27 protein-coding genes are annotated in these 23,336 nt (G+C 65.5%); 14 read left to right on the top strand and 13 right to left on the bottom strand.

The genetic code is table 11. The annotated features are described in order from the left end of the window. Nucleotides 1-16 precede the first annotated feature (16 nt). Nucleotides 17-910 (bottom strand): NAD-dependent epimerase/dehydratase family protein, encoded by an 894-nt coding sequence (locus ACY9XZ_RS05405; RefSeq protein WP_463456046.1) that lies wholly within the window; start codon nt 908-910, stop codon nt 17-19. A 129-nt stretch (nt 911-1,039) separates the two neighbouring features. Here ACY9XZ_RS05405 and htpX point away from each other — a divergent pair, with 129 nt between their 5' ends. The 3 genes from htpX (at nt 1,040) to radA (ending at nt 4,353) form a co-directional block, all read left to right on the top strand. Beyond that, nucleotides 1,040-1,918, top strand: coding sequence for a zinc metalloprotease HtpX (gene htpX / locus ACY9XZ_RS05400; protein WP_463456045.1), 879 nt, complete (start codon nt 1,040-1,042; stop codon nt 1,916-1,918). Nucleotides 1,919-2,372: 454 nt separating this feature from the next. Then, entirely contained in the window at nt 2,373-2,990 is a 618-nt protein-coding gene (gene pspAB / locus ACY9XZ_RS05395; protein WP_463456044.1) for a PspA-associated protein PspAB, read from the top strand. Nucleotides 2,991-3,303: 313 nt separating this feature from the next. Continuing rightward, entirely contained in the window at nt 3,304-4,353 is a 1,050-nt protein-coding gene (radA, locus tag ACY9XZ_RS05390; RefSeq protein WP_463456043.1) for a DNA repair and recombination protein RadA, read from the top strand. Between the two features lie 471 nt (nt 4,354-4,824). On the opposite strand, the gene ACY9XZ_RS05385 is transcribed toward radA, so the two are convergent. Together ACY9XZ_RS05385 and ACY9XZ_RS05380 are read right to left on the bottom strand one after the other, a co-directional pair. Further along, on the bottom strand, nt 4,825-5,877 hold the full coding sequence (locus ACY9XZ_RS05385; protein WP_463456042.1) for an aldo/keto reductase: 1,053 nt from the start codon (nt 5,875-5,877) through the stop codon (nt 4,825-4,827). Nucleotides 5,878-5,901: 24 nt separating this feature from the next. Then, nucleotides 5,902-6,918 carry a lysostaphin resistance A-like protein gene (locus ACY9XZ_RS05380; RefSeq protein WP_463456041.1) on the bottom strand — a complete coding sequence of 339 codons (1,017 nt, stop codon included), beginning with the start codon at nt 6,916-6,918 and terminating at the stop codon, nt 5,902-5,904. A 138-nt stretch (nt 6,919-7,056) separates the two neighbouring features. Here ACY9XZ_RS05380 and ACY9XZ_RS05375 point away from each other — a divergent pair, with 138 nt between their 5' ends. From ACY9XZ_RS05375 to ACY9XZ_RS05360, 4 genes are all read left to right on the top strand, one after another. Next, nucleotides 7,057-7,962: an acyltransferase gene (locus ACY9XZ_RS05375; RefSeq protein WP_463456040.1), complete on the top strand. Its 906-nt coding sequence runs from the start codon at nt 7,057-7,059 to the stop codon at nt 7,960-7,962. Between the two features lie 74 nt (nt 7,963-8,036). Beyond that, nucleotides 8,037-8,744, top strand: a complete 708-nt coding sequence (locus tag ACY9XZ_RS05370) for an Nmad3 family putative nucleotide modification protein (protein ID WP_463456039.1) — start codon at nt 8,037-8,039, stop codon at nt 8,742-8,744. Between the two features lie 73 nt (nt 8,745-8,817). Further along, nucleotides 8,818-9,504, top strand: a complete 687-nt coding sequence (locus ACY9XZ_RS05365) for an RAD55 family ATPase (protein WP_463456038.1) — start codon at nt 8,818-8,820, stop codon at nt 9,502-9,504. Beyond that, nucleotides 9,501-9,911 (top strand): hypothetical protein, encoded by a 411-nt coding sequence (locus ACY9XZ_RS05360; RefSeq protein ID WP_463456037.1) that lies wholly within the window; start codon nt 9,501-9,503, stop codon nt 9,909-9,911. The genes ACY9XZ_RS05365 and ACY9XZ_RS05360 overlap by 4 nt, the downstream gene beginning before the upstream one ends. Nucleotides 9,912-10,043: 132 nt before the next feature. Here the strand turns inward: ACY9XZ_RS05360 and ACY9XZ_RS05355 are convergent, their stop codons facing one another. Then, entirely contained in the window at nt 10,044-10,331 is a 288-nt protein-coding gene (locus ACY9XZ_RS05355; RefSeq protein WP_463456036.1) for a DUF5789 family protein, read from the bottom strand. A 146-nt stretch (nt 10,332-10,477) separates the two neighbouring features. Between ACY9XZ_RS05355 and ACY9XZ_RS05350 the strand changes: the two genes are divergently transcribed. The 3 genes from ACY9XZ_RS05350 to ACY9XZ_RS05340 all read left to right on the top strand — a co-directional run bounded on the left by ACY9XZ_RS05350 (nt 10,478) and on the right by ACY9XZ_RS05340 (nt 12,044). Next, nucleotides 10,478-11,254 carry a PHP domain-containing protein gene (locus tag ACY9XZ_RS05350; protein ID WP_463456035.1) on the top strand — a complete coding sequence of 259 codons (777 nt, stop codon included), beginning with the start codon at nt 10,478-10,480 and terminating at the stop codon, nt 11,252-11,254. Nucleotides 11,255-11,308: 54 nt separating this feature from the next. Then, the gene (locus ACY9XZ_RS05345) at nt 11,309-11,473 is read left to right on the top strand and encodes a DUF6757 family protein (protein ID WP_004516452.1); all 165 of its coding nucleotides are present in this window, start codon (nt 11,309-11,311) and stop codon (nt 11,471-11,473) included. A 103-nt stretch (nt 11,474-11,576) separates the two neighbouring features. Further along, nucleotides 11,577-12,044: a cupin domain-containing protein gene (locus tag ACY9XZ_RS05340; protein WP_463456034.1), complete on the top strand. Its 468-nt coding sequence runs from the start codon at nt 11,577-11,579 to the stop codon at nt 12,042-12,044. 39 nt (nt 12,045-12,083) lie between these two features. Here ACY9XZ_RS05340 and ACY9XZ_RS05335 read toward each other — a convergent pair whose 3' ends face one another. From ACY9XZ_RS05335 to ACY9XZ_RS05305, 7 genes are all read right to left on the bottom strand, one after another. Then, on the bottom strand, nt 12,084-12,815 hold the full coding sequence (locus ACY9XZ_RS05335; RefSeq protein WP_463456033.1) for a type 1 glutamine amidotransferase: 732 nt from the start codon (nt 12,813-12,815) through the stop codon (nt 12,084-12,086). Between the two features lie 168 nt (nt 12,816-12,983). Continuing rightward, nucleotides 12,984-13,121, bottom strand: a complete 138-nt coding sequence (locus tag ACY9XZ_RS05330) for a hypothetical protein (RefSeq protein WP_463456032.1) — start codon at nt 13,119-13,121, stop codon at nt 12,984-12,986. 74 nt (nt 13,122-13,195) lie between these two features. After that, a complete protein-coding gene (locus ACY9XZ_RS05325) occupies nt 13,196-13,381 on the bottom strand; it encodes a hypothetical protein (protein ID WP_463456031.1) in 186 nt (61 codons plus the stop codon). A gap of 6 nt (nt 13,382-13,387) precedes the next feature. Further along, nucleotides 13,388-14,182, bottom strand: coding sequence for an aldo/keto reductase (locus tag ACY9XZ_RS05320; protein ID WP_463456824.1), 795 nt, complete (start codon nt 14,180-14,182; stop codon nt 13,388-13,390). A gap of 115 nt (nt 14,183-14,297) precedes the next feature. Beyond that, nucleotides 14,298-15,281 (bottom strand): Gfo/Idh/MocA family protein, encoded by a 984-nt coding sequence (locus ACY9XZ_RS05315; protein ID WP_463456823.1) that lies wholly within the window; start codon nt 15,279-15,281, stop codon nt 14,298-14,300. 30 nt (nt 15,282-15,311) lie between these two features. After that, a complete protein-coding gene (locus ACY9XZ_RS05310) occupies nt 15,312-16,601 on the bottom strand; it encodes a hypothetical protein (protein WP_463456030.1) in 1,290 nt (429 codons plus the stop codon). A gap of 109 nt (nt 16,602-16,710) precedes the next feature. Next, nucleotides 16,711-16,998: a DUF7577 domain-containing protein gene (locus tag ACY9XZ_RS05305; RefSeq protein ID WP_463456029.1), complete on the bottom strand. Its 288-nt coding sequence runs from the start codon at nt 16,996-16,998 to the stop codon at nt 16,711-16,713. Nucleotides 16,999-17,183: 185 nt separating this feature from the next. On the opposite strand from ACY9XZ_RS05305, the gene ACY9XZ_RS05300 reads away from it, so the two are divergent. After that, the gene (locus ACY9XZ_RS05300; protein ID WP_463456028.1) at nt 17,184-17,621 is read left to right on the top strand and encodes a DUF6735 family protein; all 438 of its coding nucleotides are present in this window, start codon (nt 17,184-17,186) and stop codon (nt 17,619-17,621) included. A 9-nt stretch (nt 17,622-17,630) separates the two neighbouring features. Then, the gene (nucS, locus tag ACY9XZ_RS05295; RefSeq protein WP_463456027.1) at nt 17,631-18,350 is read left to right on the top strand and encodes an endonuclease NucS; all 720 of its coding nucleotides are present in this window, start codon (nt 17,631-17,633) and stop codon (nt 18,348-18,350) included. 70 nt (nt 18,351-18,420) lie between these two features. Here the strand turns inward: nucS and ACY9XZ_RS05290 are convergent, their stop codons facing one another. Beyond that, the gene (locus tag ACY9XZ_RS05290) at nt 18,421-18,672 is read right to left on the bottom strand and encodes a HalOD1 output domain-containing protein (RefSeq protein WP_463456026.1); all 252 of its coding nucleotides are present in this window, start codon (nt 18,670-18,672) and stop codon (nt 18,421-18,423) included. 83 nt (nt 18,673-18,755) lie between these two features. Here ACY9XZ_RS05290 and ACY9XZ_RS05285 point away from each other — a divergent pair, with 83 nt between their 5' ends. Beyond that, on the top strand, nt 18,756-19,511 hold the full coding sequence (locus ACY9XZ_RS05285; protein ID WP_463456025.1) for a helix-turn-helix domain-containing protein: 756 nt from the start codon (nt 18,756-18,758) through the stop codon (nt 19,509-19,511). Between the two features lie 6 nt (nt 19,512-19,517). Here the strand turns inward: ACY9XZ_RS05285 and mutS are convergent, their stop codons facing one another. Then, nucleotides 19,518-22,355: a DNA mismatch repair protein MutS gene (gene mutS / locus ACY9XZ_RS05280; protein WP_463456024.1), complete on the bottom strand. Its 2,838-nt coding sequence runs from the start codon at nt 22,353-22,355 to the stop codon at nt 19,518-19,520. Between the two features lie 490 nt (nt 22,356-22,845). Between mutS and ACY9XZ_RS05275 the strand changes: the two genes are divergently transcribed. Next, on the top strand, nt 22,846-23,235 hold the full coding sequence (locus ACY9XZ_RS05275; RefSeq protein ID WP_463456023.1) for a DUF7383 domain-containing protein: 390 nt from the start codon (nt 22,846-22,848) through the stop codon (nt 23,233-23,235). Nucleotides 23,236-23,336 lie beyond the last annotated feature (101 nt).

Below are 23,336 nucleotides of genomic sequence, written 5' to 3'. Positions count from 1 at the left end.
CACTGCTCCCACACGCTCACTCGCCGGTGAGCGTCGGCGCTGGGACGTGGGCGTCGGCGGCCTCGCGCCAGGTGTACTGGGGTTCCCAGTCCAACAGCCCCCGCGCTTTCGCCGTCGAGAGCGCCGACTGGTCACCGTCCAGCTCACACTCCGCGGGGAGTTCGCCCCACTGCTCCTCTACGAGGGCAGCCGTCGGCCGGCCGACGTAGTTCTCGGCGGCGACGACGTTGAACGCCTCGTGACCGCCGAGGTCGGCATCCAGCGCGGCCCCGACTGCTGTCGCCACATCGCGCACGTCGACGTAGGACCAGCAGTTGCCGGTGCCGCCGGCGAGGTCGCCCGTGGCCACGTCCCGGCAGTTGTACTCGCCGGGGTACTGAATCCACGACGGCCGTATCGAGGCCACGTCGACGCCGTCGCGCCGGACGACCATCTTCGCCACCTCTTCGCCGGCGACCTTCGACGTGCCGTAGGGGTCCTCCGGTGCCGTCGGGTGGGCCTCGTCTATCGGGAGATAGGCCGGCAGCGGCGTCTCCTCGGCGAAGGCCAGGCCGTAGGCGCTCTCGGAGGACGCCCAGACGACGTCTGCACCGGTGCGACCTGCAGCGTCGATGACGTTGTACGTCGCCGAAACGTTGGTGTCGAACACCCGCGTACCCGCGTGGCGCTCCGGCGCTGGCAGCGCAGCCCAGTGGACGACTGCATCGGGTTCGACCTCGCTGAAAAGGTCCCGGACCTCCACCCCCTCAGTCACGTCGACGGCTTTGAAATCGATGTGCTCCCGCGTCGGGATCTCCCAGCCCGGGTGGTCGAGGTCCACGCAGACGACGTGATACTCGCCAGCGAGGTGGTCGCAGATCCAGCGCCCGGAGCGCCCGCGTCCGCCAGTGACGACGACTGTGTCGGTCATGCGTCCGGTTGTCGCTCCGGGAGTAAATGCGTGTGGCTCATCGGCTCGTCCGCCGTCCCTCGCTGCTCTGCTGTGTGTCGCTTTCCCACGATAGCGAGGTTTTAGAGTGTCGGCCGTCTATCAGTGGGTATGGAGTGGCAAACAGACTGGGGGCTCCGCGGCCGCATGGCCCTGACGATGTTCCTGCTGTTCGCGCTGTACATCGTCTTCCTCGGAGCGCTCACGCTGTATTTCAGCAACCTCGCGCTCATCGTGGTCGTCATGGGACTGTTCCTGGGCGCGCAGTTCTTCTTCAGCGACAAGCTCGCCCTGTACTCGATGGGGGCTCGAACGGTCGAGCCGGAGGAGTACCCCGAACTTCACCGGACCGTCGACCGCCTGGCCCAGCAGGCCGACCTCCCGAAGCCGAAGGTCGCTGTCGCCGACTCGCGGGTGCCCAACGCTTTCGCCACCGGCCGGTCGAAGAGCAGTTCGGCGGTCTGCGTGACGACGGGCATCATGAACACGCTGGATCAGGAGGAACTGGAGGGCGTCATCGCCCACGAACTGGCCCACATCAAGAACCGCGACGTGATGGTGATGACCATCGCGTCCTTTCTCTCGACCATCGCCTTCCTCATCGTCCGCTGGGGCTGGCTGTTCAGCGGCGGCCGCGAACGCGGCGGCCAGCAGGTCCCCGTCATCGTCGCTATCCTCATCTCGCTGGTCGTCTGGATCGTCTCGTTCCTCCTGATCCGGACGCTCAGCCGCTACCGCGAGTACGCCGCCGACCGCGGCGGCGCGATGATCACCGGCAAGCCCGCCGCCCTTGCGAACGCGCTGATGAAAATCGACGGTCGGATGGACAAAGTTCCCAAAGAGGACATGCGCGACCAGGCGGAGATGAACGCCTTCTTCATCATCCCCATCAAGGTCGGCTGGATCGGCCGTCTGGCCAGCACGCATCCCTCGACCGAGAAGCGCATCGACCGCCTGCAGGACCTCGAACGCGAACTCGAAGGTCGCTAGCCTCGGTCGGTTTTCTGACTGGCGTCACTGGAGTTGTGCTCATCTCGCAGTAACTACTGTACAGAGCCAGAAAGCCCCGAGACGCTGGGCTCTTGCGACTCGTTGCGCTCCTCACTACGTTGCGGTGCTTACGTCGTGGTCCGAGAGAGCAGAGCTCTCTCGTCATCCCGAAAATCGAAGATTTTCGGACGATCTCGTACGCCCAGCGTCTCGCCCCTTTCAGTCCACCCGATTCGGCTGCTCAATCAGCTACAGGGTGGGATCGAAAGGGGCGGCCGGCTGACCTCGGGAGACTCGCTGCGCCCTTCGCTCACTTCGCTCGCTCCAGTGCTTGCGTCGTCTGCCGTCGTTCGGCCGGTCGAGGATTTCCGGCTGTTGAACGTCTCAATCACACAATCCGATTCACCAACTGAGACACAAACCACCTTGGTCTCCGGCCCGTAGTGACTCGCATATGGGATTGCTCGACGGACTCAAGAGCGTTCTCGGGGTGAAAGCCGAGGCCGACGCGACGCGCGACGCCGACCCCGACGACCTGTTCGGGATGAGTACCGCCTACATCACGATGGAGGCCGATCTGGGGTACGAGTCGACCGGCGAGGCGGCGCTGTGTTTCGCCGACGTCGACAGCACGGATTTCCAAGACGCCGTCGACGAGGTCGAATCCATCCTCGACGCCGGGATGGTCGAGACGGGCACGCGGGCGACCTTCGAGACCGACGACCACGGCTACCAGTGGGTCGTGCTCCACGACAATGACTTCGAGGATCTGCTCACGTCGATCCACTTCGCCGCGGACACGCTCGTCGAGCGCCGGTACGGGTCGCGCCTGCTCGCGGCGCTGTTCGCGTTCGAGAACGCGCGCGACAACCAAACCGTCTACTGGGTGTACTCCTTCCGCCGGGGTGCGTACTACCCGTTCGCACCGGACCCCCACGACAGCCACGAGCGCAACACCTCAGCGGAGTTCAAACTGGACAGCAACCTCAGCGACGAGATCACCGTCGAGGGCGACAAGGAGTACTGGTACCCGCTGTGGCCGGACCGCCCCGGCTACCACCCCTGGGAGTAAGCGACCCTACCTTACTTCGCTCGGGGGCAATACTCCGCTCGCTCCTTGCGGGTGAGGCCTCCGTCTTGCATCAGATGAGTCGGTGACGGGGTCGTCCCGCTCCCCGGGACGGTGCTGTTCGGGCTGTCTCTCGCTGGACTGGGTGCGATAGTCTACACTCCGCCAGTTCCCGGTACACCCGCGACCCGACGACTCGCCCCTTCCCATCTAAAACTCCCGATTCCGTCTCGAACTACACCGCTGCCGTCCCACACTTTCACTTTCACTCTGGTGTTAACGAGGCTTTATACCCCCGGACGCACAAGGCACGTCCATGTCCGCAAGTGAGGACCTCGAAGAGCTGCCGGGTGTCGGTCCGGCGACAGCAGAGAAACTCGAAGACAACGGCTACGACTCCTATCAGGGGATTGCGGTCGCCTCCCCCGGGGAACTGTCGAACACGGCCGACATCGGCGAGTCGTCGGCGGCCGACATCATCCAGGCTGCCCGCGAAGCGGCCGACATCGGCGGCTTCGAAACCGGATCGACGGTGCTCGAACGCCGCGAGCAGATCGGGAAGCTCTCCTGGGGCGTCGACGAGGTCGACGACCTGCTGGGCGGCGGCGTCGAGACCCAGTCCATCACCGAGGTGTACGGCGAGTTCGGGGCCGGCAAGTCCCAGGTAACCCACCAGCTCGCGGTCAACGTCCAGCTCCCGGCCGAACACGGCGGGCTGGAAGGCAGCGCCATCTTCGTCGACTCCGAGGACACGTTCCGACCCGAGCGGATCGAACAGATGGTCAAGGGCCTCGACGACGAGGTACTGGCAGACACGCTGGTCCTCCACGGGATCGTCGAGGAAGCAGACGACGCGGACCCGACCGACGAGGCCCAGCTCGATGACCTCGTCGCCTCCGTGCTGGAGAAGATCCACGTCGCGAAGGCGTTCAACTCCAACCACCAGATCCTCCTGGCCGAGAAGGCACAGGAGATCGCCAGCGAGAGCCAGGACGAGGAGTTCCCCGTCCGCCTGCTCGCCGTCGACTCGCTGACCGCGCATTTCCGCGCCGAGTACGTCGGCCGTGGCGAACTCGCCGACCGCCAGCAGAAGCTCAACAAGCACCTCCACGACCTGATGCGGGTCGGCGACCTCAACAACACCGCCGTCGTCGTCACGAACCAGGTCGCGTCCAACCCCGACTCCTTCTTCGGCGACCCGACTCAGCCCATCGGTGGCAACATCCTCGGCCACACCTCCACGTTCCGGATGTACCTCCGCAAGTCCAAGGGGAACAAGCGCATCGTCAAACTCGTCGACGCGCCGAACCTCCCGGACGGCGAGGGCGTCATGCGCGTCGAAGAGGACGGCCTGCTGAACGAGTAACCCGGGCGGCACCGACGCGACGGCTGTAGACTATTTTTCTGGCGACTCCTGGCACCGACAACAGTTTTCGCCCGGACTGGCATGTGGGCTGCTCCCGCGCCCCGAACCCCTCCGTTTCATGTCGAACCGGCTCCCGTCTTGCGTCTTGCGGCCGTCAGACGCACCGTGGTGAATGTGAAACTTCACCACCCTAACCGCCCGACGGCGATACATCTCCTATCGAAACGAAGGGGTAACCTCCGAGAACCGACAGACGGCTGTCTGATTGCCGACGCTCCTCAGGGGTAAGCTATCGACTGGAGGTGTCAGTGTCCAACTGCCGTGTTCGGACGGTACGAAAATCGGTGGACAGCGAGAAAATCAGTCGCCCGCCTGATCTGCCGTGGCCTGTGCGTCGGCGCTCCGACGCCTCGCCGTCAGTCCCCGGCATTCGACGGCCGACCGCTGTCTCGGGCGGACACCCTCGACCGGTCAGTCGCCCGCCGATTTCATCCCGGTCTCTTCGAGGTCTGCACCGCCGACCGACGAGCGCAGGGCGTCCATCCCGTCGTCGCGGTCGATGCCGAAGTTGTCCCGGTACAGTTCCTGCACCCGGTCGTACTCCTCGTCGCTGAGCGGCGGCGTGTCGGGCGCACCGGCCCACTCGTCGATGTCGGCGTTCGTCCGGAACGTCGGCGTGACCGACGCCACCTCGTCGTTGTAGAGGAGCCACTGGATGGCGGCCTGCCCCAGCGTCCGCTCGCCGTCGCGTTCGAGGAAGCGGATTTCCTCGACTTTCTCCCAGCCGGTTTCGTACCACTCGCTCGGCCGGTGGGAGCGGTGGTCGCCCTTGCCGAGTTCCGTCTCCGGCGTCACCTGCTCGTTCAGCAGCCCAGAGGAGTGGGGGACGCGAGCCAGAATCGACGTATCGGCGTTCTGCTCGCGGATGGTGTCGATGAAGTGCTGGCCAGGAGTCTGCTCGAAGAGATTGAAGACGGTCTGGAGCGCGTCGAACTCGTTTGCGACCGCGGCGTCGCCCTCGGCGAGCCAGCCGATAGAGGGGCCGAGCGCCCAGCCGATGGCCTCGACTTTGCCTTCCTCGCGGAGTTCGTCCAGCGCCTCCAGCACGTCCTCGTCGACCTCGTCGACGTTGGCGTTGTGGAGCATCAGGAGTTCGACGTGGTCCATGCCGAGGCGGTCGAGCGAGCGGTCGACGGCGGTGTGGACCCACTCGGGCGTGACCTTCTTCGGGAGTTCACCGTGGCCGGCCTGGGGGTTGTTGTAGAAGTCGTAGCCGATCTTCGTCGAGACGGTGACCTCCTCGCGGTGTTCGGCCAGCGCCTCGCCGATGATCTCCTCACTGTCGCCGTGGCCGTACACGTCGCCGGTGTCGAAAAACGTCACGTCCTCCGCGAGCGCGTGCTGGACCATGTCGATAGCGTCCTCGCGGGTGCGGTCGCCCCACCAGTCAGTGCCGACGACCCAGGCACCGAACCCGACTTCCGATACCTCGACGCCGGAGTTTCCGAGTGTCGCGTATTCCATACCCGACGTAGCGGCGCTGTCCACTTAGCCGTCTTGGTTTGCGGTATCGGACCGCGTCCGGATCCGGAGCTGCGGAGTCGCAATGCTCGCCAGCAGTTCGACCGGGCCGTACTCGCGGCGAACCCACCAGTACAGCGCGGCCCCGCCGACGCCGAGCAACGGGAGGGCGATGAGGCCGCCTTCGGGACCGAACTCGCCGCCGGTCACCAGCGCGGGACCGGTCGCGTCAGTCGAGAGCAGGGCGACGCCCATTCGGAGGCCGCTGACGGGGAAGCCAAACAGCGCGAGCGTGTAGTTCCAGGCGACGTGGAAGCCGCTAGCGACCCCGAGTCGGCCGGTCAGAACGTAACACGCGCCGAGCAGGAGGCCGTAGAGGGTGATGTTGGCCACGCTGAGCAGCGACGCGCTGGGGTTCGTCCAGTGGAGAACACCGAACAGTGCGCCCGTCAGCCCCGTCGCGACGATGATTGCGCGTCGCGTGCCGACCCAGCCGGCGAGCCCCTCGGCCGCGTTCGTCAGGAGATAGCCGCGGACGAGCACCTCCTCGGCGGTCGCCTGCACGAGGAAGAACGCCCCCAGAGCGAGGACGGCCACCAGTGGATCGAACGCTGTCAGGGGGAGCGGCCCACTGTCGACAGTTGCGAGCGCGACGCTGACTTCCGCCAGTCCGGCGGCGAGTTCGATGAGCAGGACGAGCGTAGGTAGCCCGACGCCAAGCGCGAGGCCGAAGGCCGCGTCGCGCCACCACTGCCGGTCGAACCCCAGCCCGTAGTCACCGAGCGTCCGTCGGTCGAGCAGATAGCCGATACTGACCGCGACGGTCGTTCCGGCGGCGAAGACGCTGACCTGCCGACCGACGACGAACGCCGGCCCGGAGAGGTTCGCTACCCCCCGCAGTAGTTCTACGAGCCCAGCGACGACGATGAGGCCGAACCCGGAGAGGAACAGCCAGACCGTGACCCGCCACGGCGCTCGCAGTCGGCGCTCCGCGGGATTGACGATGTAGCGCCGTACCTCCAAAATGAAGTCCGACCTGACCATGTCGTCGCGTGGAACGGGGGCGTCTTAACTGTGGCTTGCTCGCCGAACCCAGTGTGATATGGTGTCGTGACACAGGTGTTACTGGGTACGTTTCACGTAACGGAAACCCCTATCTGCCCGCGAAGCCACGTACCCGACATGACGAAGCGTCACGTGTCGCTGCCACCGCTCGCCGAAGAGGGGCTCAGGGCGTTTATCGACGAGGTCGACGAACGCCTCTCCGGCGACGAGGACACCTGCGACGTTGTCACTGACGTGCTGGTCGACCTCCACGGCGACCGGGAGGCCTACGAGCGCTGGCAGGACGGCGCGGATATCTCCCCGGCTGAACGGGTCCGACTGCAGGGGTACGACCCCTGTAACACGACCCTCGAAAGCGAGTACTACGCCGAGAAAGACGAGGAGCGGTTCAAACGTTCGAAACACCTCCAGTGGCTCTGGCGGCAGTTCGACGCGACGCCGATGGCGGACAACGTCGAGTTCGCGCTCCGGTTCCGGCGGATGCTCGCCGACCACCTGTTTGAATCCTGCGGCGAGGGCTGTCGCTTCTTCAAGGGCATCTCCTTTACCTACGGCCACAACATCGAGGTCGGCGACAACGTCGTCGTCCACGACGACGTCCATCTCGACGACCGCGGGAAGCTCACCATCGGCGACCGCGTCTCCATCTCCGACGACACCCACGTCTACAGCCACGACCACGACGCCGTCGACCAGACCCACGTCGACAACTACCACACCATCATCGAGGACGACGTGCGCCTGACCTACGACTCGATGGTCCGCGCCGGCGTCCGGATCGGCGAGAACGCCATCCTCGCGGCGAAGTCCATCGCCGGCAAGGACATCCCTGCCCACCACATCGCCGCTGGCACGCCAGCCAAGTCCCTGACCGTCAAGGACGGCTGGGAGTCCGTCGCGGAGCCCATCGAGGGGGCGAACGTCGACCGCCGCGCCGAGCGGCAACTGTCCGTCGACCTGCCCGAGGGGCTGGATGTATTCGACGAGTTCCAGCGGGACCTCCAGCCGCCGGACCGCCTGTAGCCGGCGCGATCCTACCACTCCGCCCCTCTTTGCCCCAACAGAAGTCCTTTCTCTCAGACCGACCAACGACAGCTATGCGAAGCGTCGCCATCAACGTCGGAGCCAACACGAACGAGCCCGGCTTCCGCGGCCCGCTGTTTCCCGACGGCTCTTTCGAGTACATCCCGATCCCCGAATCGAAACCGACCAGCGAGCCCGTGCCGACCTACGGCGATCTCGACCTGGGGACCGACGTGTCCGCGGTGGCCGACCAGCCGGTCCACTTCGACCCGGAGTTCCCCGAGGCCGGCGGACAACGCTACACGTACGGCGACGAACACGGCGTGAAGGCGGGGCCGCTGTCGGAGCTGTCGGCCGGCGACTACCTGTTCTTCTATGCGACGCTTTCGACTGTCGAGGAGCGCCCGGCCTGGGCGTCGCCGGAGTGGGGTGCCCACGTCATCGGTCACTTCCGACTCGCCCGCGACGCGGTGACCGGCGACGAGTACCGCAACCTCCCGTCCGAGGAACAGGCTCAGCTTGCCTCGAACGCCCACGTGAAACGCGACCCCTTCGACGCTCGCGTTCTCATCCGCGGCAACGCCGACGAGTCACGACTGTACGATACAGTGGTCCCGCTGTCGGCCCCCAGCGGCGGCATCGACGCGAACGAACTGGTCACCGAACTGTCCTCGGACTCGGGGGAGGGGCCGTGGTGGCGGCGGCCGATGCGGTTCGACGAGACCGGTACGGAGCGACTGCTCGAACTGGCCGATAGCCACCCCAGCGCTATCGACTGTTGATGCAGCCGAATGAGTTATCACCGGTGAAAATAGAAGGTGAAAGCATATGTCCAGACGGACTCAGGTAGCTGATATGCGTCTCTCTAGCGGGGTCCCCGGTTTCGACGAACTCATTCAGGGGGGTTTGCTCCCGAATCGTCTCTACGTGGTCAGTGGCCCGCCGGGCAGCGGGAAGACCACCTTCTGTTCACAGTTCATCACGCAGGGCGTCAAAGAGGGCGAGACCTGCCTGTACGTGACGATGCACGAGACCAAATCGGAGCTGATGCAGGACATGGCCGGCTACGAGTTCGGCTTCGACCGCGCGATGCAGTCCGACGCCATCCAGTTCCTGAACCTCGTCACCGAGAGCGGCAAACGCACGATCACGCAGTTCGGCAGCGAGGGCGGCCTGACGAACCGACTCGTCGCCTACATCAGACAGAACGACATCCAGCGGGTCGTCATCGACTCGACGATGCTGTTGCAACATTTCATGAACGACGTCGAAGACGAGATCACGGGCTTTCTCTCCGCGCTGAAACAGACCGACGCGACGACGCTGCTCATCTCCGAGATGACCGATCCCTCCTCGTACAGTGACGAACACTACCTCGCCCACGGTGTCGTCTTCTTCCACAACTTCCTCGAAAACGGGAGCATGACCCGCGGCGTCCAGGTCATCAAGATGCGGGGCACCGCCATCGACTGTGACATCCGGGAGATCTCCTTCTCTGATTCCGGCTTACAGGTCCACGCTGATCGGAAAGTAGAGACATGAATCGCTACGAGCGCGAGTTCGGGACCGACTGGGAGGCCCTCGACAAGGACGAGGCCACCGACCGGGCCTACGCCATCGGCGTCGCCGAGCGCCTCGGGGAGTACAACCGCGAGGAACTCGAAGCCATCTACGCCGAGATGAACTCGGCGTACCACAAGAGCATGGTCGAACTCGCGTACGACGAAGGGCGCAACGAAGCCAAGGAAGCGGCAGAGACGACCAGCGCCGATAGGGACGCCCTCTGGGCCGACCTGATCAACGGCGAGAAGACGTACATCGACGAAGACGACGTGCCGACCGGCGGCCGCGACGGGCTGCCGTCGGCGCTCGACTCCTCGGAACTGCTTGATAGACAGTCTATCGACAGTACCGACGCTGTCGACAAGCCGGACTTTCTGGATCGGTAGCCACGCCCGATGCGGTTGTCATTCCTGGCGTGCGTGAGTACTTATCGACACCAATAGCGCTGCTGCTCGGCCGTGAAAAAACGAAGGAGACGGGAAGCCCGTCCAGAGCTGGGGTGACCGCGGTCTGGGCCGTTAGAACGAGACTTCGTCCGGCCCGTCTTCGCCCATGCAGATCGGGTCGCGGTCGGAGTAGCCCTTCCGGCCGATGGCCTTGCTCGAAACGCCCGAGAACGCCGCGAATTCGGCGTCTTCCGCGCTCTCGAAGGTTTCCGGGGCCGACCGGCTGAGCGCGTCGCCCAGCCGTTCGGTGCCGTTTGGCAGTTCCAGTTCCATGTCGCCGTCGCTCTCGATGATTTCCTCGGCGGAGATCGGGTAGTCGTACGATTGGAAGGCGTCCGTTGCGTTGCTTAGCATTCGCATATCTCGGGAAAGTTCATGGTCGATAATAAACCTTCACTATAGATAATCATAATATCCCTTAATGCGTATAAGGCGCTCACGTCTCGTGTGCTCATGACACATGATTTCACCAGAAGCGGCTTCCTGCTGGGGATTGTGGGTGTGGTATGGTCGTCGCTGACTTGCACGTACACACGACCCGCTCCGACGGGACGCTCTCCTTCGACGAGGTCCCGGCCGCCGCGAGCCGAGCGGGCATCGAGGGTGTCGCCGTCACGGACCACGACCGACTCCAGCCCGAACTGGACGAGCCCGTCATCGAACGGGACGGCCTGACACTGCTCCACGGCATCGAACTCCGCGTGGAAACCGACACCCAGCGACTGGATCTGCTGGGTTACGGCGTCGACCCGACCGACGAACTCCGGAGCGAGTGCGAGCGTATCCAGCGAAACCGCCGCGAACGCGGCGCGCGCATCATCGATTGTGTCGAGGACCGACTGGGCGTCTCGCTGCCCGTCGAACCCCGTGACGGCCTGGGCCGTCCCCATATCGCCCGCGCCATCGCCGAGGTGTCGGGCCACTCCTTCCAGTCCGCGTTCGACGAACTCATCGGCGACGGCTGTCCCTGCTACGTCTCCCGGGAGGTCCCCTCGTTCGAGCGCGGCTGCGCGCTTCTCTCGAACGCATGCGGGCTGGTCGGCCTCGCCCATCCGTTCCGCTACCCCGATACCGCGGCCGCGCTGTCGAAGTGTGCGTCGCTTGATGCCGTCGAACGGTGGTATCCGTACGGTCGGCCCGTCGACGCTGGCCGCGTTGACGACGCCATCGAACGCTACGACTTGGTCCCGACGGGCGGCAGCGACGCCCACGGCGAAACAGTGGGTGGCACCGGCCTGGACGCCGCTGCCTGGGATCGGGTCGAAACCACCCTCGGCGTCTGACAACCGGCAGACGGAACCCGAGGGTTCAATGTCGTTCGGGTCTACTGTTCAGGTATGCAGTGTCACTACTGCGACCGTGAAGCCGACATCGCCGTCGAGAACGACGGCGTCAAGGTCGGCGTCTGCAAGACACATTTCCGTGAACAGATGGCGGAACTGGAAGACGCCGACTGGCTCGAAGACCTCGACGAGGAACTCGATATCGACCGACGCGAGTGATCGACGCTCCGTTTCTCTGCTTCTGCCGTGGCGGAACTCCCAGTGCCACCGCCGTAGCCGGCCTGACTAACGGTTAAGGACCGGCCGCCTGTACATGGCAGCTATGGAGAAAGTCTGTCTCGACGCCGTCGAATCGCGAATGGGACCGGCGTCGGTCAAGCGGGCGCTCGCCGGGCCGCTCGGCACCGACGACATCGCGCTGAACTACTACGAACTGGCACCCGGCGAGGCCTTCGGCTTCGGCTACCATCGCCACCCGGACCAGGAAGAGGTGTTTCTCGTCCAGTCGGGCACGGCGACGTTCGAGACGGAGGACGGTGACGTGCATGTGGCGGCCGGCGAAGCCATCCGCTTTGCTCCCGGCGAGTGGCAACGCGGCCGCAACGAGGGCGAGGAACGCGTCGTTGCGCTCGCGCTCGGCGCGCCACAGGAGATGGGCGATACGGACATGCTCCGGCACTGCGAGGACTGTGGCGGTCGCACGCACAACTACGTCGAGATGACGGACGACCGGGACGCGCTGGTGACACGCTGTGAGGAATGCGACGCCGAGACCGGCCGGTTCACCTGACGCGCCTGCAGGCGCGCTGGGGGCACAAGGTGTGTCGGGTCAGTCGTCGGCAGCGGCGGCGGAACCGGAGTCATCGGTAGCGGTCGCGTCGCCCGTGTGACGCGCGGCGAACCGCGTGAAGTTGTCGAACAGCCGCTTGGCCTCGCAGGCGGCGCGGTAGTTCTCTTCGGTGACCCCATCGAGCACCGCCTCGATGCGTTCCTCGGAGAGCTGCTCGTCCTTGCTTTTCGTCACCGTCTCGGCCGTCTCGGGGTCGTACTCGGGATGGAACTGCACCGAGAAGACGGTGCCCTTCCGGAACCCGTGGACGCCGTAGTCGTTCTCGGCGAACGTGGTCGCGCCCGGCGGTACCTCCGCGACGCGGTCCGAATGCGTCGTGAAGACGGTAAAGGACTCGTCGACGCCGGCGAGCAGTTCGTTCTCGCCGTCGTGTTCGACCGTCCGGTAGCCGATCTCGTACTCGCCCATCGGCTCGACGGTGCCGCCGAGCGCGTGCGCGAGCAGCTGGTGGCCGAAACAGACGCCCAGGAACGCGATGTCGCGGTCGACCGCGTCCGCGACCCAGGATTCGAGGTCCCGGATCCAGGGCTCGTCCCAGTAGACGGACGCGCGGCTGCCCGTGACCAGACAGCCGTCGAACGCGAAGGAGTCGGGCAGTTCGCGCTCGGTCACGTCGTATTCCACGAGGTCGGCGTCGAGTTCCCGCCGGAAGTTCCGGCGGTTGTCCTCGCCGTCGTGGGCCGCGTTCAGCAGGGCGATTCGTGGCCTCATTACCAGTACGCAACGACTCAAATCGTAAAAGCATGCGTATCGACGGCAGTGCTTGCCGCACTGTTGCCCGGGACGCCGGTGTCACTGCGACCGCGGGTCCAACGCCTATCGAAAACTATCGAGCCTTCAGAACTGTCTCGCTGCGGGCTGTCGACTGCGATATGCGCGTTACGTCCGGTCCGCTTCCGGGTTGTTCGTCCGCCGATAGGAGCCGACCATCTTCCACAGCGTGTCGTTGAGGTCGTCGTCGCTGGTTTCGCTCTCGATCTGGCGGTACAGGTTTTCCGAGACTTCGATACGAGGCATCGGGTGTGTATAGAGAGTGGGAGTAAATAAATCTCCGCTGACACGGAATCGAGTAAAAGCTTCAACGCGCCCCTCTAGGGGCCGTATAACCATTTGGCCCCGTAGAAGACGAACCAGGCCATCCAGATGCAGAACACGACCAGCCACGTCCCGTACTGGACCGTCGGATCGGGAACCAGGACGTACGCCACGACAAGGAGGACGGCGATGCTCGCCGCGGCCGTGGCGTCCCAGCGGTCCAGTGCGGGCGGGTCGACCATCGGGAGCTACTGTGAGATGCCGTAGGTGTCGTTGTCCCAGTCGTTGACGCCGGTGTCGTACACCGCCTCCTCGCGCTCGATGGCGTCGATGCGTTCGCGGTCTGCGGCGTCGAGTTCCCAGTCGAACAGGTCGAAGTTCTGCCGGACGTGCTCGGGCGAGGAAGATTTGGGCAGCACCACCACGTCGTTCTCGACCGCCCACTTCAGGATGAGCTGTGCCGGCGACTTGTCGTATTTCTCGGCCAGATCCTGGATCACGTCGTCGGCGAACACCTCTGTCCGACCGAGCGGCGCGGCCGCCTCGACGACGGTGTCGGTATCGCGGCAGAACTCGACGACCTGGTCCTGGGTGTTCCAGGGGTGGTACTCGATCTGGTTGACGGCGATGGGCACGTCGGCGACGTGCTGGGCGGCCCCGAGCTGATACGCGCTGAAGTTCGAGACGCCGACGTTGCGGATTTTCCCCTGGTCTTTGAGCGTCGCCATCGCGTTCATCGTCTCGCGGACGGAGGTCGCGGGGTTGGGCCAGTGGACGAGATACAGGTCGAGGTAGTCCGTTCCGAGGCGGTCGAGCGACGCCTCGCAGGCCTCGATGACGGACTCGTAGTCGAGGTGCTTCGGCAGCACTTTCGACGTGAGAAACACGTCCTCGCGGTCGTAGTCGGCCAGGGCCTCGCCGATCTCCGCTTCGTTCTTGTAGCCTTCGGCGGTGTCGACGTGAGCGTAGCCCGCGTCCAGCCCGGTTCGGACGGACTCCTGAACGGTCTCGCCGTCGATGTCCCAGGTCCCGACGCCGACCATCGGCAGTTCGTCGCCACTCGGTAGCGTCACTGTAGGGGGTGTCACAGTACGTGCCTCACTCGCCGCAGTCAAAACCGTTTCGCGCTCATCGCGTCACGGCACCCGCCCGGTTTCCTCACTCGGGGTTGGCGATGTCGACCGGCTCGCCGGTATCTGCGCTCCGGGCCAGTGCGTCCATGGCGCGCATGTTCCCCAGCGTCTCGGCGCGGTCGATGGGCGGCGTCTCGCCGCTCTCGACGGCGGCTGCGAACGCCTCGACCTGCAACTGGTAGTGATCGACGGGGTCGAACGTCTCCGTGACCTCGCGGCCGTCGACGCTGTAGGTCAGCGAGACTGACTGGTCGTGTTCCGGGCCGAAGCAGTTCGGGGCTTCGAGCCAGCCGTCGTCGGTTTCGACCCGGTAGTACTCCCGGCTTGGCCCGTCGAACCCGCAGGCAACCGAGGCGACGCGTCCGTCGTCGTACGAGAGAACGCCGCTGAGGTTCGTGTCCACGCCGCTGTCCCACGAGTCTCGGGTGTGTGCGAACGCGCGGTCGGGCTCGCCGAGGAAGCCCCGTGCCGCGCTGACGGCGTAACAGCCAACGTCCATCAGGCTCCCGCCGGCCAGTTCCGGGTCCAGCCGGATATCGTCGGGATCGCCGAGCGGGAACTTGAACGACGCCTCGACGGTGTGAATCTCGCCCAGTTCCTCCTCGACGATCTCCCTGGCCCGCCTGGTCCGCGGGTGGAACTGGTACATGAACGCTTCCATCAGCGCGACGCCCTGGTCGGTACAGTAGTCGAAGAGGTCGGCGGCCTCGGCAGTGTCGACCGCCAGCGGCTTCTCACAGAGCACGTTGAGGTCGTGGTCGGCGGCTCGCTGGCTCCACTCGGCGTGGAGCGCGTTCGGGAGCGGGTTGTAGACCGCGTCGATGTCCGCTTCGGCGAACATCGTCTCGTAGTCGCCAAACGCGCTGTCGATACCGAGGGTATCGGCTACCTCGCTGGCCCGGTCCCGGGAGCGGGAGCTGATTGCCGTGACCGTGTGATCCGACTTCTGGATGCCCGGAATCACGTCTTCGCGCCCGATTTTCGCTGTCGAGATGACACCAAAGCGCATACCCATACCCGACTCCCCTCCAATAAACAATTACCGACCGCTGGGCTCTGAGCCGACACTGACTCCCCGCTCGGATACGGGAGTCAGTTCGGCCGCTGACGGGTCGCGCCTGTCGGGAACGAGTTCGGTGGCGACCTCGCGTGCGCGCTCGAAGTGGGCTGTCGCGTCTTCACACGCGGCGACGGGTGCCTCTCGCTTCGAGTCGTCGCTGGCCTCGCGTCGCCCCTGTCGTCCCGCCTCACGGTGCGCATCGACCAGTTCGACGGCGACGTCCGCGAGCGCTTGCCGGAGCGACCCCCGGTCGCCGTCGAACCGGCGGTCACGGCCCCAGTCCAGTTCGTACGCCGTCCGGTACCGGTCGAGGGCGTCTTCCCAATGTGTGGCCCGTGCTGCCGGGTCTGTCGTGGCTCTGGCCGCGCTCGCGGCCACCTGTGCCGCGTCGACCGGGGCCGACAGGAGTTCGGCGTATTCTGCCTCGACTGCGTCCCGGGCGTCCGTGACGGCCTCCGTTGACGGCTCCGGTGCCGTCACCGCCAGCGCCCGGTCGTACTCGACGGTGGCCTGTTCGTACGCGTCCGCGGCCCGTTCGTACGCCCGGTTCTCCCATGCGTCCCGGGCCGTGTCGCGGTGTTCCTCGGCCGCGCCCACGTGGCGTCGCCGCTGGCAGGTGTCGATTCGGGTCTGCACTGCCTGGCGGCGCTCATCGATGGCCGCTGTCGCCCCGACCGCTTCGACTCGTTCCCGACTGTCGTCGAGTGCTTCCTGTGCGGCGGTGATCTGCGTGGCTGCTGTATCGAGGTCTGTCGCCGCCAGGGCTCCCGCTGCGGCCTCGACCCGGGATTCCGCCCGGTCAAGCTCGGTCAGTGTCCGCGTCCAGATCTGTGTCGCTTCGTCGACGAAGGCCCGAACCGGCCTCAGGTCGCCCTTGCACTCGAACGCCCAGCGGTCTTCGTCGACGGTGACGGTTTCGAGCGTCGACGTACGAAGCCCCGACGTGCAGTGGACGGCCACGATGTCTTCGTAGGGGAGCGAGATGGTTCGGTCACCGCTGTCGTTGCCGACGACGAACAGGACCCGAACGGTCGTGGCGAGCAGAAACGCGCGGTAGTCGCCGGCCGGGACGTACGACTCGTTGTCTCCCCGGGCAGCGACGACGCCGGACCGGTCGTTGGACGCGAGATATCGCGGCCTCTCCGCCGCCCGTAGATACTGCCCCAGCGGCTGCTGGAGCCGGCGCGTGCGTCCGAACAGCCCGCCGGTGTCCGTCCGGCCGAATATCTCTGGCCGGTCAGCGGATTGCAGATCGACGACGTTCCCCATTGTCCACCCCGTTCATGACAGTATATTAAATGTATCTTCGCAGAAATAAATCCTTTGGCCGATAACAGCGGCCGGACTGTTCGATTCCAGCCGGGACTTGCGAACGGCGTCAGTACGGCTGGCTTCGGTCCGTCGGCTGGCGCTGCGGGCTCCCGCTCGTCAGATCGGCGACGCACTGTCGGCAGAACTGGTAGTCCTGCTCGTTCCTCGCCCCGCAGTGGGGACAGTCGATGGACTCAGTGCTGTTGTCGGTGGCGTTCCCACGGCGCCCCTCGGCATCGCCCTGTCCGGTCGCACCGGCGGGGTCACCCCGGTGCCGGTACGCGTACAGCATGGTCAGGACGTGAAGCCCCACGAGAAGCGCGATTGCGCCGTAGAGCCACTCGCTCACCATCATATGTTAGTGTACGGTAACGTACTACTTGAGGGTTGTGCCGAGTTACCAATGGTCGGCTGGTTCGATGGGTTCCGGCACCCTACATGGTGACTTTGTGGGGGCGGACGGTGTTCTGTGGGCCAGCGTTCAAATAGGACCACGGGGCCAGGGGCACCCATGTCCGCTCACACGCTCGGTGGTCCCTGATGGGCCGTCGAACGCTCGTGGCCGTCGCCCGTCCCGACGGCTGTTACGACTGTCGCATCGCCCACTGGGGCGTCGACGCCGACCCGGTAGCCCAGTCCCGACCGCTCGGGAACGGGTGGACGGCGTCGGCTGTTCTCGCTGCCGTCGATGCCACCCACGAACAGGTGGTCGTACTCGACGGGTCGGTCCGAACCTACGCCGTCTGCTGGCTCGACCCGACGCTGTCGGACCCCGACGATATCGTCCTCGCTCGTACTGCTGACCCCATTGGACTCCGTGAGTGGTGGGTCGACCGCAAGGACGAGGCATGTCGCGTTCTGGAAAGCGAGACGCGGGACCCGGAACCGGTTCGGCGTGACCTGCTCGCGGCGCTCCGAAACCGCGCTTCGGCCGTGCACTACCCCGACGACGCGTCCTTTTTACGCGGGGACCGCTAACCGCCACACGTGACCGCCGTCGAGACGCTGACCTATCCAGACCCCGCCGACGCGCTGGAACTCGCGTCGCGTGCCACCGACCGCAGCGCGCTGGTGACGCTCGTGGGTACCTGTACGGTCGAGTACGAGGGTCGAGCGGCCAGTTCGCTGGGGCTCGGCGACCGCCACGTCATGCTCAAACCCGACGGGGCTGCGCTGGTCCACACCGACGAGGGCCAGCAGCCGGTGAACTGGCAGCCACCGGGGTGTGAACACAGCGTCAGCGTCGACGACGGCTCGCTGGTCGTCCGTTCCACGCGGTCGACCCCCGCGGAATCGCTGGAGGTCGTCTTCGAAACGGTCGCCCACGCCGCCGCCTTCGACGTGAGCGATTCCGAGGACCTCGCGCTCACCGGGACCGAAGCTGACCTGAAAGACCGAATTCTCGACGAGCCGGCGCTGGTCGAGTCGGGCTTTACGCCGCTTGCGACCGAACGCGAGACCCCCGCCGGCGCGGTCGACATCTACGGCGAGGACGCCGGGGGCCGGACGACGGTTCTGGAGCTCAAACGCCGGCGCGTCGGTCCCGACGCAGTCGGCCAGCTGGGTCGGTACGTCGATGCCCTGGAGCGTGATCTGCACGCCGAGACCGAGGTCCGTGGAATCCTCGTTGCGCCCTCGGTGACCGACCGGGCGCGTCAGTTGCTCGCCGAGAAAGGGTTGGAGTTCGTTTCACTGGAGCCGCCGTGACTGTTTCTGCTGCACGTATCCGTGTCGCCCCAATCTGACTGACGTCGGCACCTCACAGTAGGTGACGCGATTACTCGTCTACGGTGACCGTCCCATCGGTATCGACGACCACGCGGTGGCCGCTGTAGTCGAACGCGACGTGGCCGTCGGTGTTCGAATCGGTTATGCACGCTGTCAGTGCATCCGGATTGATACTGTCGGCCAGCGGCGGGAGGGACTCTATGGGTTGCCCCTCTGCGGTCGCCACGGCGCGAACGACTGCCGTGACGATGGACTGGTCGGTGCCGTGGGCTTCTATGACGGATGGTGATATTCCAGACACGGTTCTCTGTTCCTCGTGAGTAATTTATCCTGTACCTGCAAAGTTCAGTGTGGCTAGCATAGTGAACGCCATCGGTATGAAGCATGACAACATTCTTCACGGGGTATCGACTACGCCAGTATATGTCTCAACAGCCTGGTGACGGCCGGGCGGTCACACGTGTGAAGTTTGATATTTCTGACGGATCATATCCTTTTGTGTCGATGTCGGAGGCGGAATCGTGCTCAGTAATCCTGGAGAAGTGTCTCCCGCAGACGGGCGACACGTACGCGGAGTTCCTCTCAATCGAGGGTGCTCGCCCCGACCAACTCGTCGAGTACGTTGAGGCGGATGCACAGCGCGAGGCGCGGGTGCTTGACCGCACCAGCGACGGCGGACTCGTCGAGATCGACGTCCAGGACAGTTGCCCCATCGTTTCGCTTGCAGACGCCGGTGCGGTGCCACAGACCGCTCGCGGCGTCGACGGGCAGGGAACTGTCGTGGCCGACGTGCCACGGCAAACGGAGACGGCGGCGGTTATCGAGGAGTTCCTGTCGTCTCATTCGGAGGCCGAACTCATCGCGAAACAACATCGCGAGTCCATCGTGCCGCTGTTCGGGTTCCAGAACTACGCTGCCCTCACTGATTCATTGACCGACCGCCAGCGGGAGGTCCTCGAAACGGCCCACGAAGCGGGGTACTACAACTGGCCCCGCGGGGCGACGGCCGCGGATCTGGCTGAACTTCTCGATGTCTCGGAACCGACGCTCCACAAGCACCTGCGGGCCGCCGAACAGAAACTCGTCACGGCCATGTTCGCCTGTCCGCACGAGGAACTGGCCGCTGACAGCGATAGCTGACCGCCGTTATTCGATCTGGTCCTGCAAGTCCGCGAGTGCGTTCATCGCCTCTATCGGTGTCATCGTCGCGACATCGAGCGACGCCAACTGCTGTGCCACTGACTCCGGTAGCTCTCCGTCGATGGCAGCCCCGTTCGCCCGCACTGTCTCCTGGTGGCTGTCCACTGTACCGTCGCCGGCCGACCCCGCCGCTTTTCCGTTTTCTGTCGGTCCTGTCGTCTCCGCAACGGCGGACGCCGCGTCGCAGTCAGCCGATGAGCCGGCCTCAGTCTCGGTAGCATCTCGGCGCTCTTCTCTGTCGGCGCTCGTTTCGCCAGCGTCGGCATCCATCAGGAGGTCCCGCGAGCGCTCGACGACGGATTCGGGGACGCCGGCCATGCTCGCCACCTCGACGCCGTAGGAGGCCGCTGCGGGACCGGGCGCGAGTTCGTGGTCGAAGCGAACGTCGCCGGCTTCGCGGCTGGTCTCGAAGTGGCGGTTGGTCGCGCCGGGCAGGTCGGCGGCGACGGCGGTAAGATCGTGGTGATGGGTCGCAAACAGCGTGTACGCGCCGACCTCGTTGTGGAGATGTTCGGTGACGGCGCGGGCGATAGCCAGCCCGTCGGCCGTCGACGTGCCCCGTCCCACTTCGTCCAGCAGGACGAGCGAGTCTTCGGTCGCCGCGTCGAGAATCGTCGCCAGTTCGGTCATCTCTATCATGAACGTCGAGCGGCCGCCGGCGATGTCGTCGCTGGCCCCGACGCGGGTGAACACCCGGTCGAGTATCGGGAGGTCGGCCGCCGCTGCGGGGACGAAGCTCCCGGCCTGCGCCAGCAGGCAGATGAGCGCGACCTGGCGCATGTACGTCGATTTCCCGCTCATGTTCGGCCCTGTGACGACGGCGAGGAAGGGCTGTATATCGTCAGCGGCGACGCCGTCGCCGCTTCCGTCTCCGCTCTCCGGCACTGGTCCACTACCGAGATGCGTGTCGTTCGGCACGAAGGCGTCCTCGGTCCGCTCAACGACGGGGTGGCGGCCGGCGGTGATGTCGATGCCGTCGTTCCCGACGGTGGGTCGGCAGTAGTCGTACTGCGCCGCGACCTCGGCGAAGGAGACCAACACGTCGAGGCGAGCCAGTCGGTCTGCGAGCGCCTGTACGCGCTCGGCTTCGTTGGCCACCTCGTCCCGGACCGCACAGAACAGGTCGTACTCCAGGTCGTCGGCCGCGCTCTCGGCCCGCAGAATCTCCTCCTCGCGCTCCTTGAGTTCCGGCGTGTAGTAGCGCTCGCTGTTTTTCAGCGTCTGGCGGCGCTGGTAGTCCTCGGGGACGGAATCGAGATTCGCGTTCGTCACCTCGATGTAGTAGCCATGCACCGAGTTGTGGCCGACCTTCAGCGAGTCGATGCCGGTGCGCTCGCGCTCGCTCGCTTCGAGGTCGTCGATCCACTGCTTGCCAGACTGCTCGGTCGAGCGCAGTCGGTCCAGCTCCTCGTCGTAGCCCTCGCGGATGACGCCCCCCTCTGTCACCTGCTGTGGCGGGTCCGTGCGGATCGCCGCCTCGATTTCCTCGCGGGTCTCAGCCAGCGGGTCCAGCGTGGCGTGTAGGTCCGCGAGCAGGCGCGCGTCTGCGTCGGCGATTTGGTCCCGAATCTCGGGCACGACCGACAGCGTGGCGGCCAGCGACCTGAGGTCGCGCGCGTTCGCTCGACCCCGCGAGACGCGTGAGATGAGCCGTTCGAGGTCGTACACCTCCGACAGCAGGGCCGACAGCTCCTCTCGCCGCGCGGGATCGCGCTGGAGTTCGGCGACTGCGCCGTGGCGGGCCTCGATGCGGTCGGCGTCCAGCAGCGGCCGGCGGAGCCAGTCGGTCAGTTTCCGCCGCCCCAGCGCACACGCCGTCTCGTCGACCGTGTCGACGAGCGTGCGGTTCTCGTGGCCCCTGACCGACCGGCGCTCGAACAGTTCGAGGCTCTCGACGGCCACGGCGTCGAGCAACATGTACTCCCGCGGGTCGTACCGCGTGAGGTGATTGAGGTAGTCGAGCGTGCCGGCGGGGTCTACGTCCGCATCCACCGGCTCGCCGTCGGGACCGACGGCCCCGCTGCTGCCGCGGGTGTACTCAGCGTAGGCCAGCAGGCCGCCACAGGCCCGGATTTCCGCGTCGCCGGCGAGCAGGCGCTCCGGCGGGCCGAAGTACTGGCCTACGCGGTCGGCAGCGCGGTCCCGGGCGAAGGCGTCCGCGTCGTAGCGTGTCACCAGACAGGCCGGGCCGAAGACGGCATCTCGGTCTACGTCGACGTCGGGGCCGACGATTGCCTCCGCCGGGCCGAACCGGCTGAGTTCGTCGGCGACGGCCGTCTCCGAGCCAACGCTCGTGGCGTAGCAGTCCCCGGTCGAGACATCGAGCAGCGCCAGTCCGTACCGCTCGCCGGCGGTCAGGGCGGCGACGTAGTTGTTGTCCGCCCCGCCCAGGAGTTCGCTCTCGGTGAGCGTCCCCGGCGTGACGATCCGCGTGACTGCTCGTTCGACCACGCCGCTGACCTCGTCGGGGTCCTCGACCTGATCGGCGATAGCGACCCGGTAGCCCGCGTCCAGCAGCGTCTCGACGTAGGACTCGGCGTTGTCGATGGGGATACCAGCCATCGGATACTCGCCGGTCGAGTCCTCGCGCTGGGTCAGCGTGATCTCACACAGCCGGGCGACCCGCTGTGCGGCCGCACAGAAGGCCTCGTAGAAGTCCCCGACCTGAAAGAGGACCAGAGCGTCGTCGTACTGCCGGCACAGCTCGTAGTACTGTGCCATCATCGGCGTCAGGTCCTCTTCGAGCTCGGCCATCTTCTCGGGCGGGCCAAGCGCAGCGTCCATACCGGAGGGCAACAGCCGGTCACTCATAGGCGCTCCGCTCTTGTTTGTGCCGTGATCGCTCGGGGTGACACTGCGGCCGCAACGGTGGCGTTTTGTTTAGCAATAACAGACACAGAGAGCCAGAAAGCCCCGGCTGTCATCGGACGCGCAGCGTCCGATTGCCCGCGAGAGCTTCGCTCTCGCCCTGGCTGAACTCGGGGGCCTCGCTGCGGTCCTCACTGCGTTGCGGTCCTTGCGTCGTCCGCCATCGTTCAGCCAGCCGCCCCTTTCAGTCCCACCCGTAGCCGGTTGGACAAGCCATATTGGGCGGGACTGAAAGGGGCCGCGTTCTCAGCGAACCCCGGCGAAGTAAGCACCTACTGGAGCGCAGCGAGCCGCGGGAGCTGAGAACGTGGGGGCTTTCTGGCTGTTCTTCAAATCTGTCTGCTAACTAAAAGCTGCGGGCGCGACCGGCCCCTGATTTTTATACTGCCCGGGAGACGTAGCTCATATGTCACGTCGTGCCAACTACGCGCTCTGTCAGTTCCAGCAGCATCTCGGCCCGTCGGCGGACTCGCTCGACGTTCCCTGGGCTGAATACACCGGTGATGCGACCGACCCGGTTTCTTTCGACCTCCCAACCTCGTCGCCGGCGGACCCGTACGTCCAGATGCAGGTGTTCGAGGTCGAGGACTTCGACCACGAAATCGTGGTCAACGGCGAGCCGCTGTCGGGGTTCGACATCGCGCCGGGCGAGGGCTGGCAGCTCTGGATGGACACGATTACACCCGAGCGCCTTCACGTCGGCGAGAACACGATTCAGTTCCGCCGAAGCCCCGATTCCGAGGACGCCTTCGTCGTCGGATCGGTCACGGTCCACTGGACGGAGCCCGTCGAATGAATATATAAACAGGTCACAGTGGCCCTGATGAGGCGTGCCAACAGCTACCATTGTTGGCGGTCAGTACGACCTCAGTCTGGTGATTTCACCTGTTCTCGTTG

The organism is Haloarcula sp. HT12 (assembly GCF_055271655.1).
This window is presented reverse-complemented; position numbering and strand designations above follow the sequence as displayed.

Excerpts from the sequence above, each read along its gene's own strand:
- ACY9XZ_RS05325 (WP_463456031.1), bottom strand. The coding sequence starts at position 13,381 with ATGGTCGACCCGCCCGCACTGGACCGCTGGGACGCCACGGCCGCGGCG.
- ACY9XZ_RS05330 (WP_463456032.1), bottom strand. The coding sequence starts at position 13,121 with ATGCCTCGTATCGAAGTCTCGGAAAACCTGTACCGCCAGATCGAGAGC.
- pspAB (WP_463456044.1), top strand. The coding sequence starts at position 2,373 with ATGGGATTGCTCGACGGACTCAAGAGCGTTCTCGGGGTGAAAGCCGAG.
- ACY9XZ_RS05305 (WP_463456029.1), bottom strand. The coding sequence starts at position 16,998 with ATGATGGTGAGCGAGTGGCTCTACGGCGCAATCGCGCTTCTCGTGGGG.
- htpX (WP_463456045.1), top strand. The coding sequence starts at position 1,040 with ATGGAGTGGCAAACAGACTGGGGGCTCCGCGGCCGCATGGCCCTGACG.
- ACY9XZ_RS05370 (WP_463456039.1), top strand. The coding sequence starts at position 8,037 with ATGCGAAGCGTCGCCATCAACGTCGGAGCCAACACGAACGAGCCCGGC.
- ACY9XZ_RS05340 (WP_463456034.1), top strand. The coding sequence starts at position 11,577 with ATGGAGAAAGTCTGTCTCGACGCCGTCGAATCGCGAATGGGACCGGCG.
- ACY9XZ_RS05375 (WP_463456040.1), top strand. The coding sequence starts at position 7,057 with ATGACGAAGCGTCACGTGTCGCTGCCACCGCTCGCCGAAGAGGGGCTC.
- ACY9XZ_RS05275 (WP_463456023.1), top strand. The coding sequence starts at position 22,846 with ATGTCACGTCGTGCCAACTACGCGCTCTGTCAGTTCCAGCAGCATCTC.
- ACY9XZ_RS05405 (WP_463456046.1), bottom strand. The coding sequence starts at position 910 with ATGACCGACACAGTCGTCGTCACTGGCGGACGCGGGCGCTCCGGGCGC.
- radA (WP_463456043.1), top strand. The coding sequence starts at position 3,304 with ATGTCCGCAAGTGAGGACCTCGAAGAGCTGCCGGGTGTCGGTCCGGCG.
- ACY9XZ_RS05350 (WP_463456035.1), top strand. The coding sequence starts at position 10,478 with ATGGTCGTCGCTGACTTGCACGTACACACGACCCGCTCCGACGGGACG.
- ACY9XZ_RS05360 (WP_463456037.1), top strand. The coding sequence starts at position 9,501 with ATGAATCGCTACGAGCGCGAGTTCGGGACCGACTGGGAGGCCCTCGAC.
- ACY9XZ_RS05345 (WP_004516452.1), top strand. The coding sequence starts at position 11,309 with ATGCAGTGTCACTACTGCGACCGTGAAGCCGACATCGCCGTCGAGAAC.
- ACY9XZ_RS05355 (WP_463456036.1), bottom strand. The coding sequence starts at position 10,331 with ATGCGAATGCTAAGCAACGCAACGGACGCCTTCCAATCGTACGACTAC.
- ACY9XZ_RS05365 (WP_463456038.1), top strand. The coding sequence starts at position 8,818 with ATGCGTCTCTCTAGCGGGGTCCCCGGTTTCGACGAACTCATTCAGGGG.
- ACY9XZ_RS05315 (WP_463456823.1), bottom strand. The coding sequence starts at position 15,281 with ATGCGCTTTGGTGTCATCTCGACAGCGAAAATCGGGCGCGAAGACGTG.
- ACY9XZ_RS05335 (WP_463456033.1), bottom strand. The coding sequence starts at position 12,815 with ATGAGGCCACGAATCGCCCTGCTGAACGCGGCCCACGACGGCGAGGAC.
- ACY9XZ_RS05285 (WP_463456025.1), top strand. The coding sequence starts at position 18,756 with ATGACAACATTCTTCACGGGGTATCGACTACGCCAGTATATGTCTCAA.
- ACY9XZ_RS05320 (WP_463456824.1), bottom strand. The coding sequence starts at position 14,182 with ATGGTCGGCGTCGGGACCTGGGACATCGACGGCGAGACCGTTCAGGAG.
- ACY9XZ_RS05385 (WP_463456042.1), bottom strand. The coding sequence starts at position 5,877 with ATGGAATACGCGACACTCGGAAACTCCGGCGTCGAGGTATCGGAAGTC.
- ACY9XZ_RS05380 (WP_463456041.1), bottom strand. The coding sequence starts at position 6,918 with ATGGTCAGGTCGGACTTCATTTTGGAGGTACGGCGCTACATCGTCAAT.
- ACY9XZ_RS05310 (WP_463456030.1), bottom strand. The coding sequence starts at position 16,601 with ATGGGGAACGTCGTCGATCTGCAATCCGCTGACCGGCCAGAGATATTC.
- ACY9XZ_RS05300 (WP_463456028.1), top strand. The coding sequence starts at position 17,184 with ATGGGCCGTCGAACGCTCGTGGCCGTCGCCCGTCCCGACGGCTGTTAC.
- mutS (WP_463456024.1), bottom strand. The coding sequence starts at position 22,355 with ATGGACGCTGCGCTTGGCCCGCCCGAGAAGATGGCCGAGCTCGAAGAG.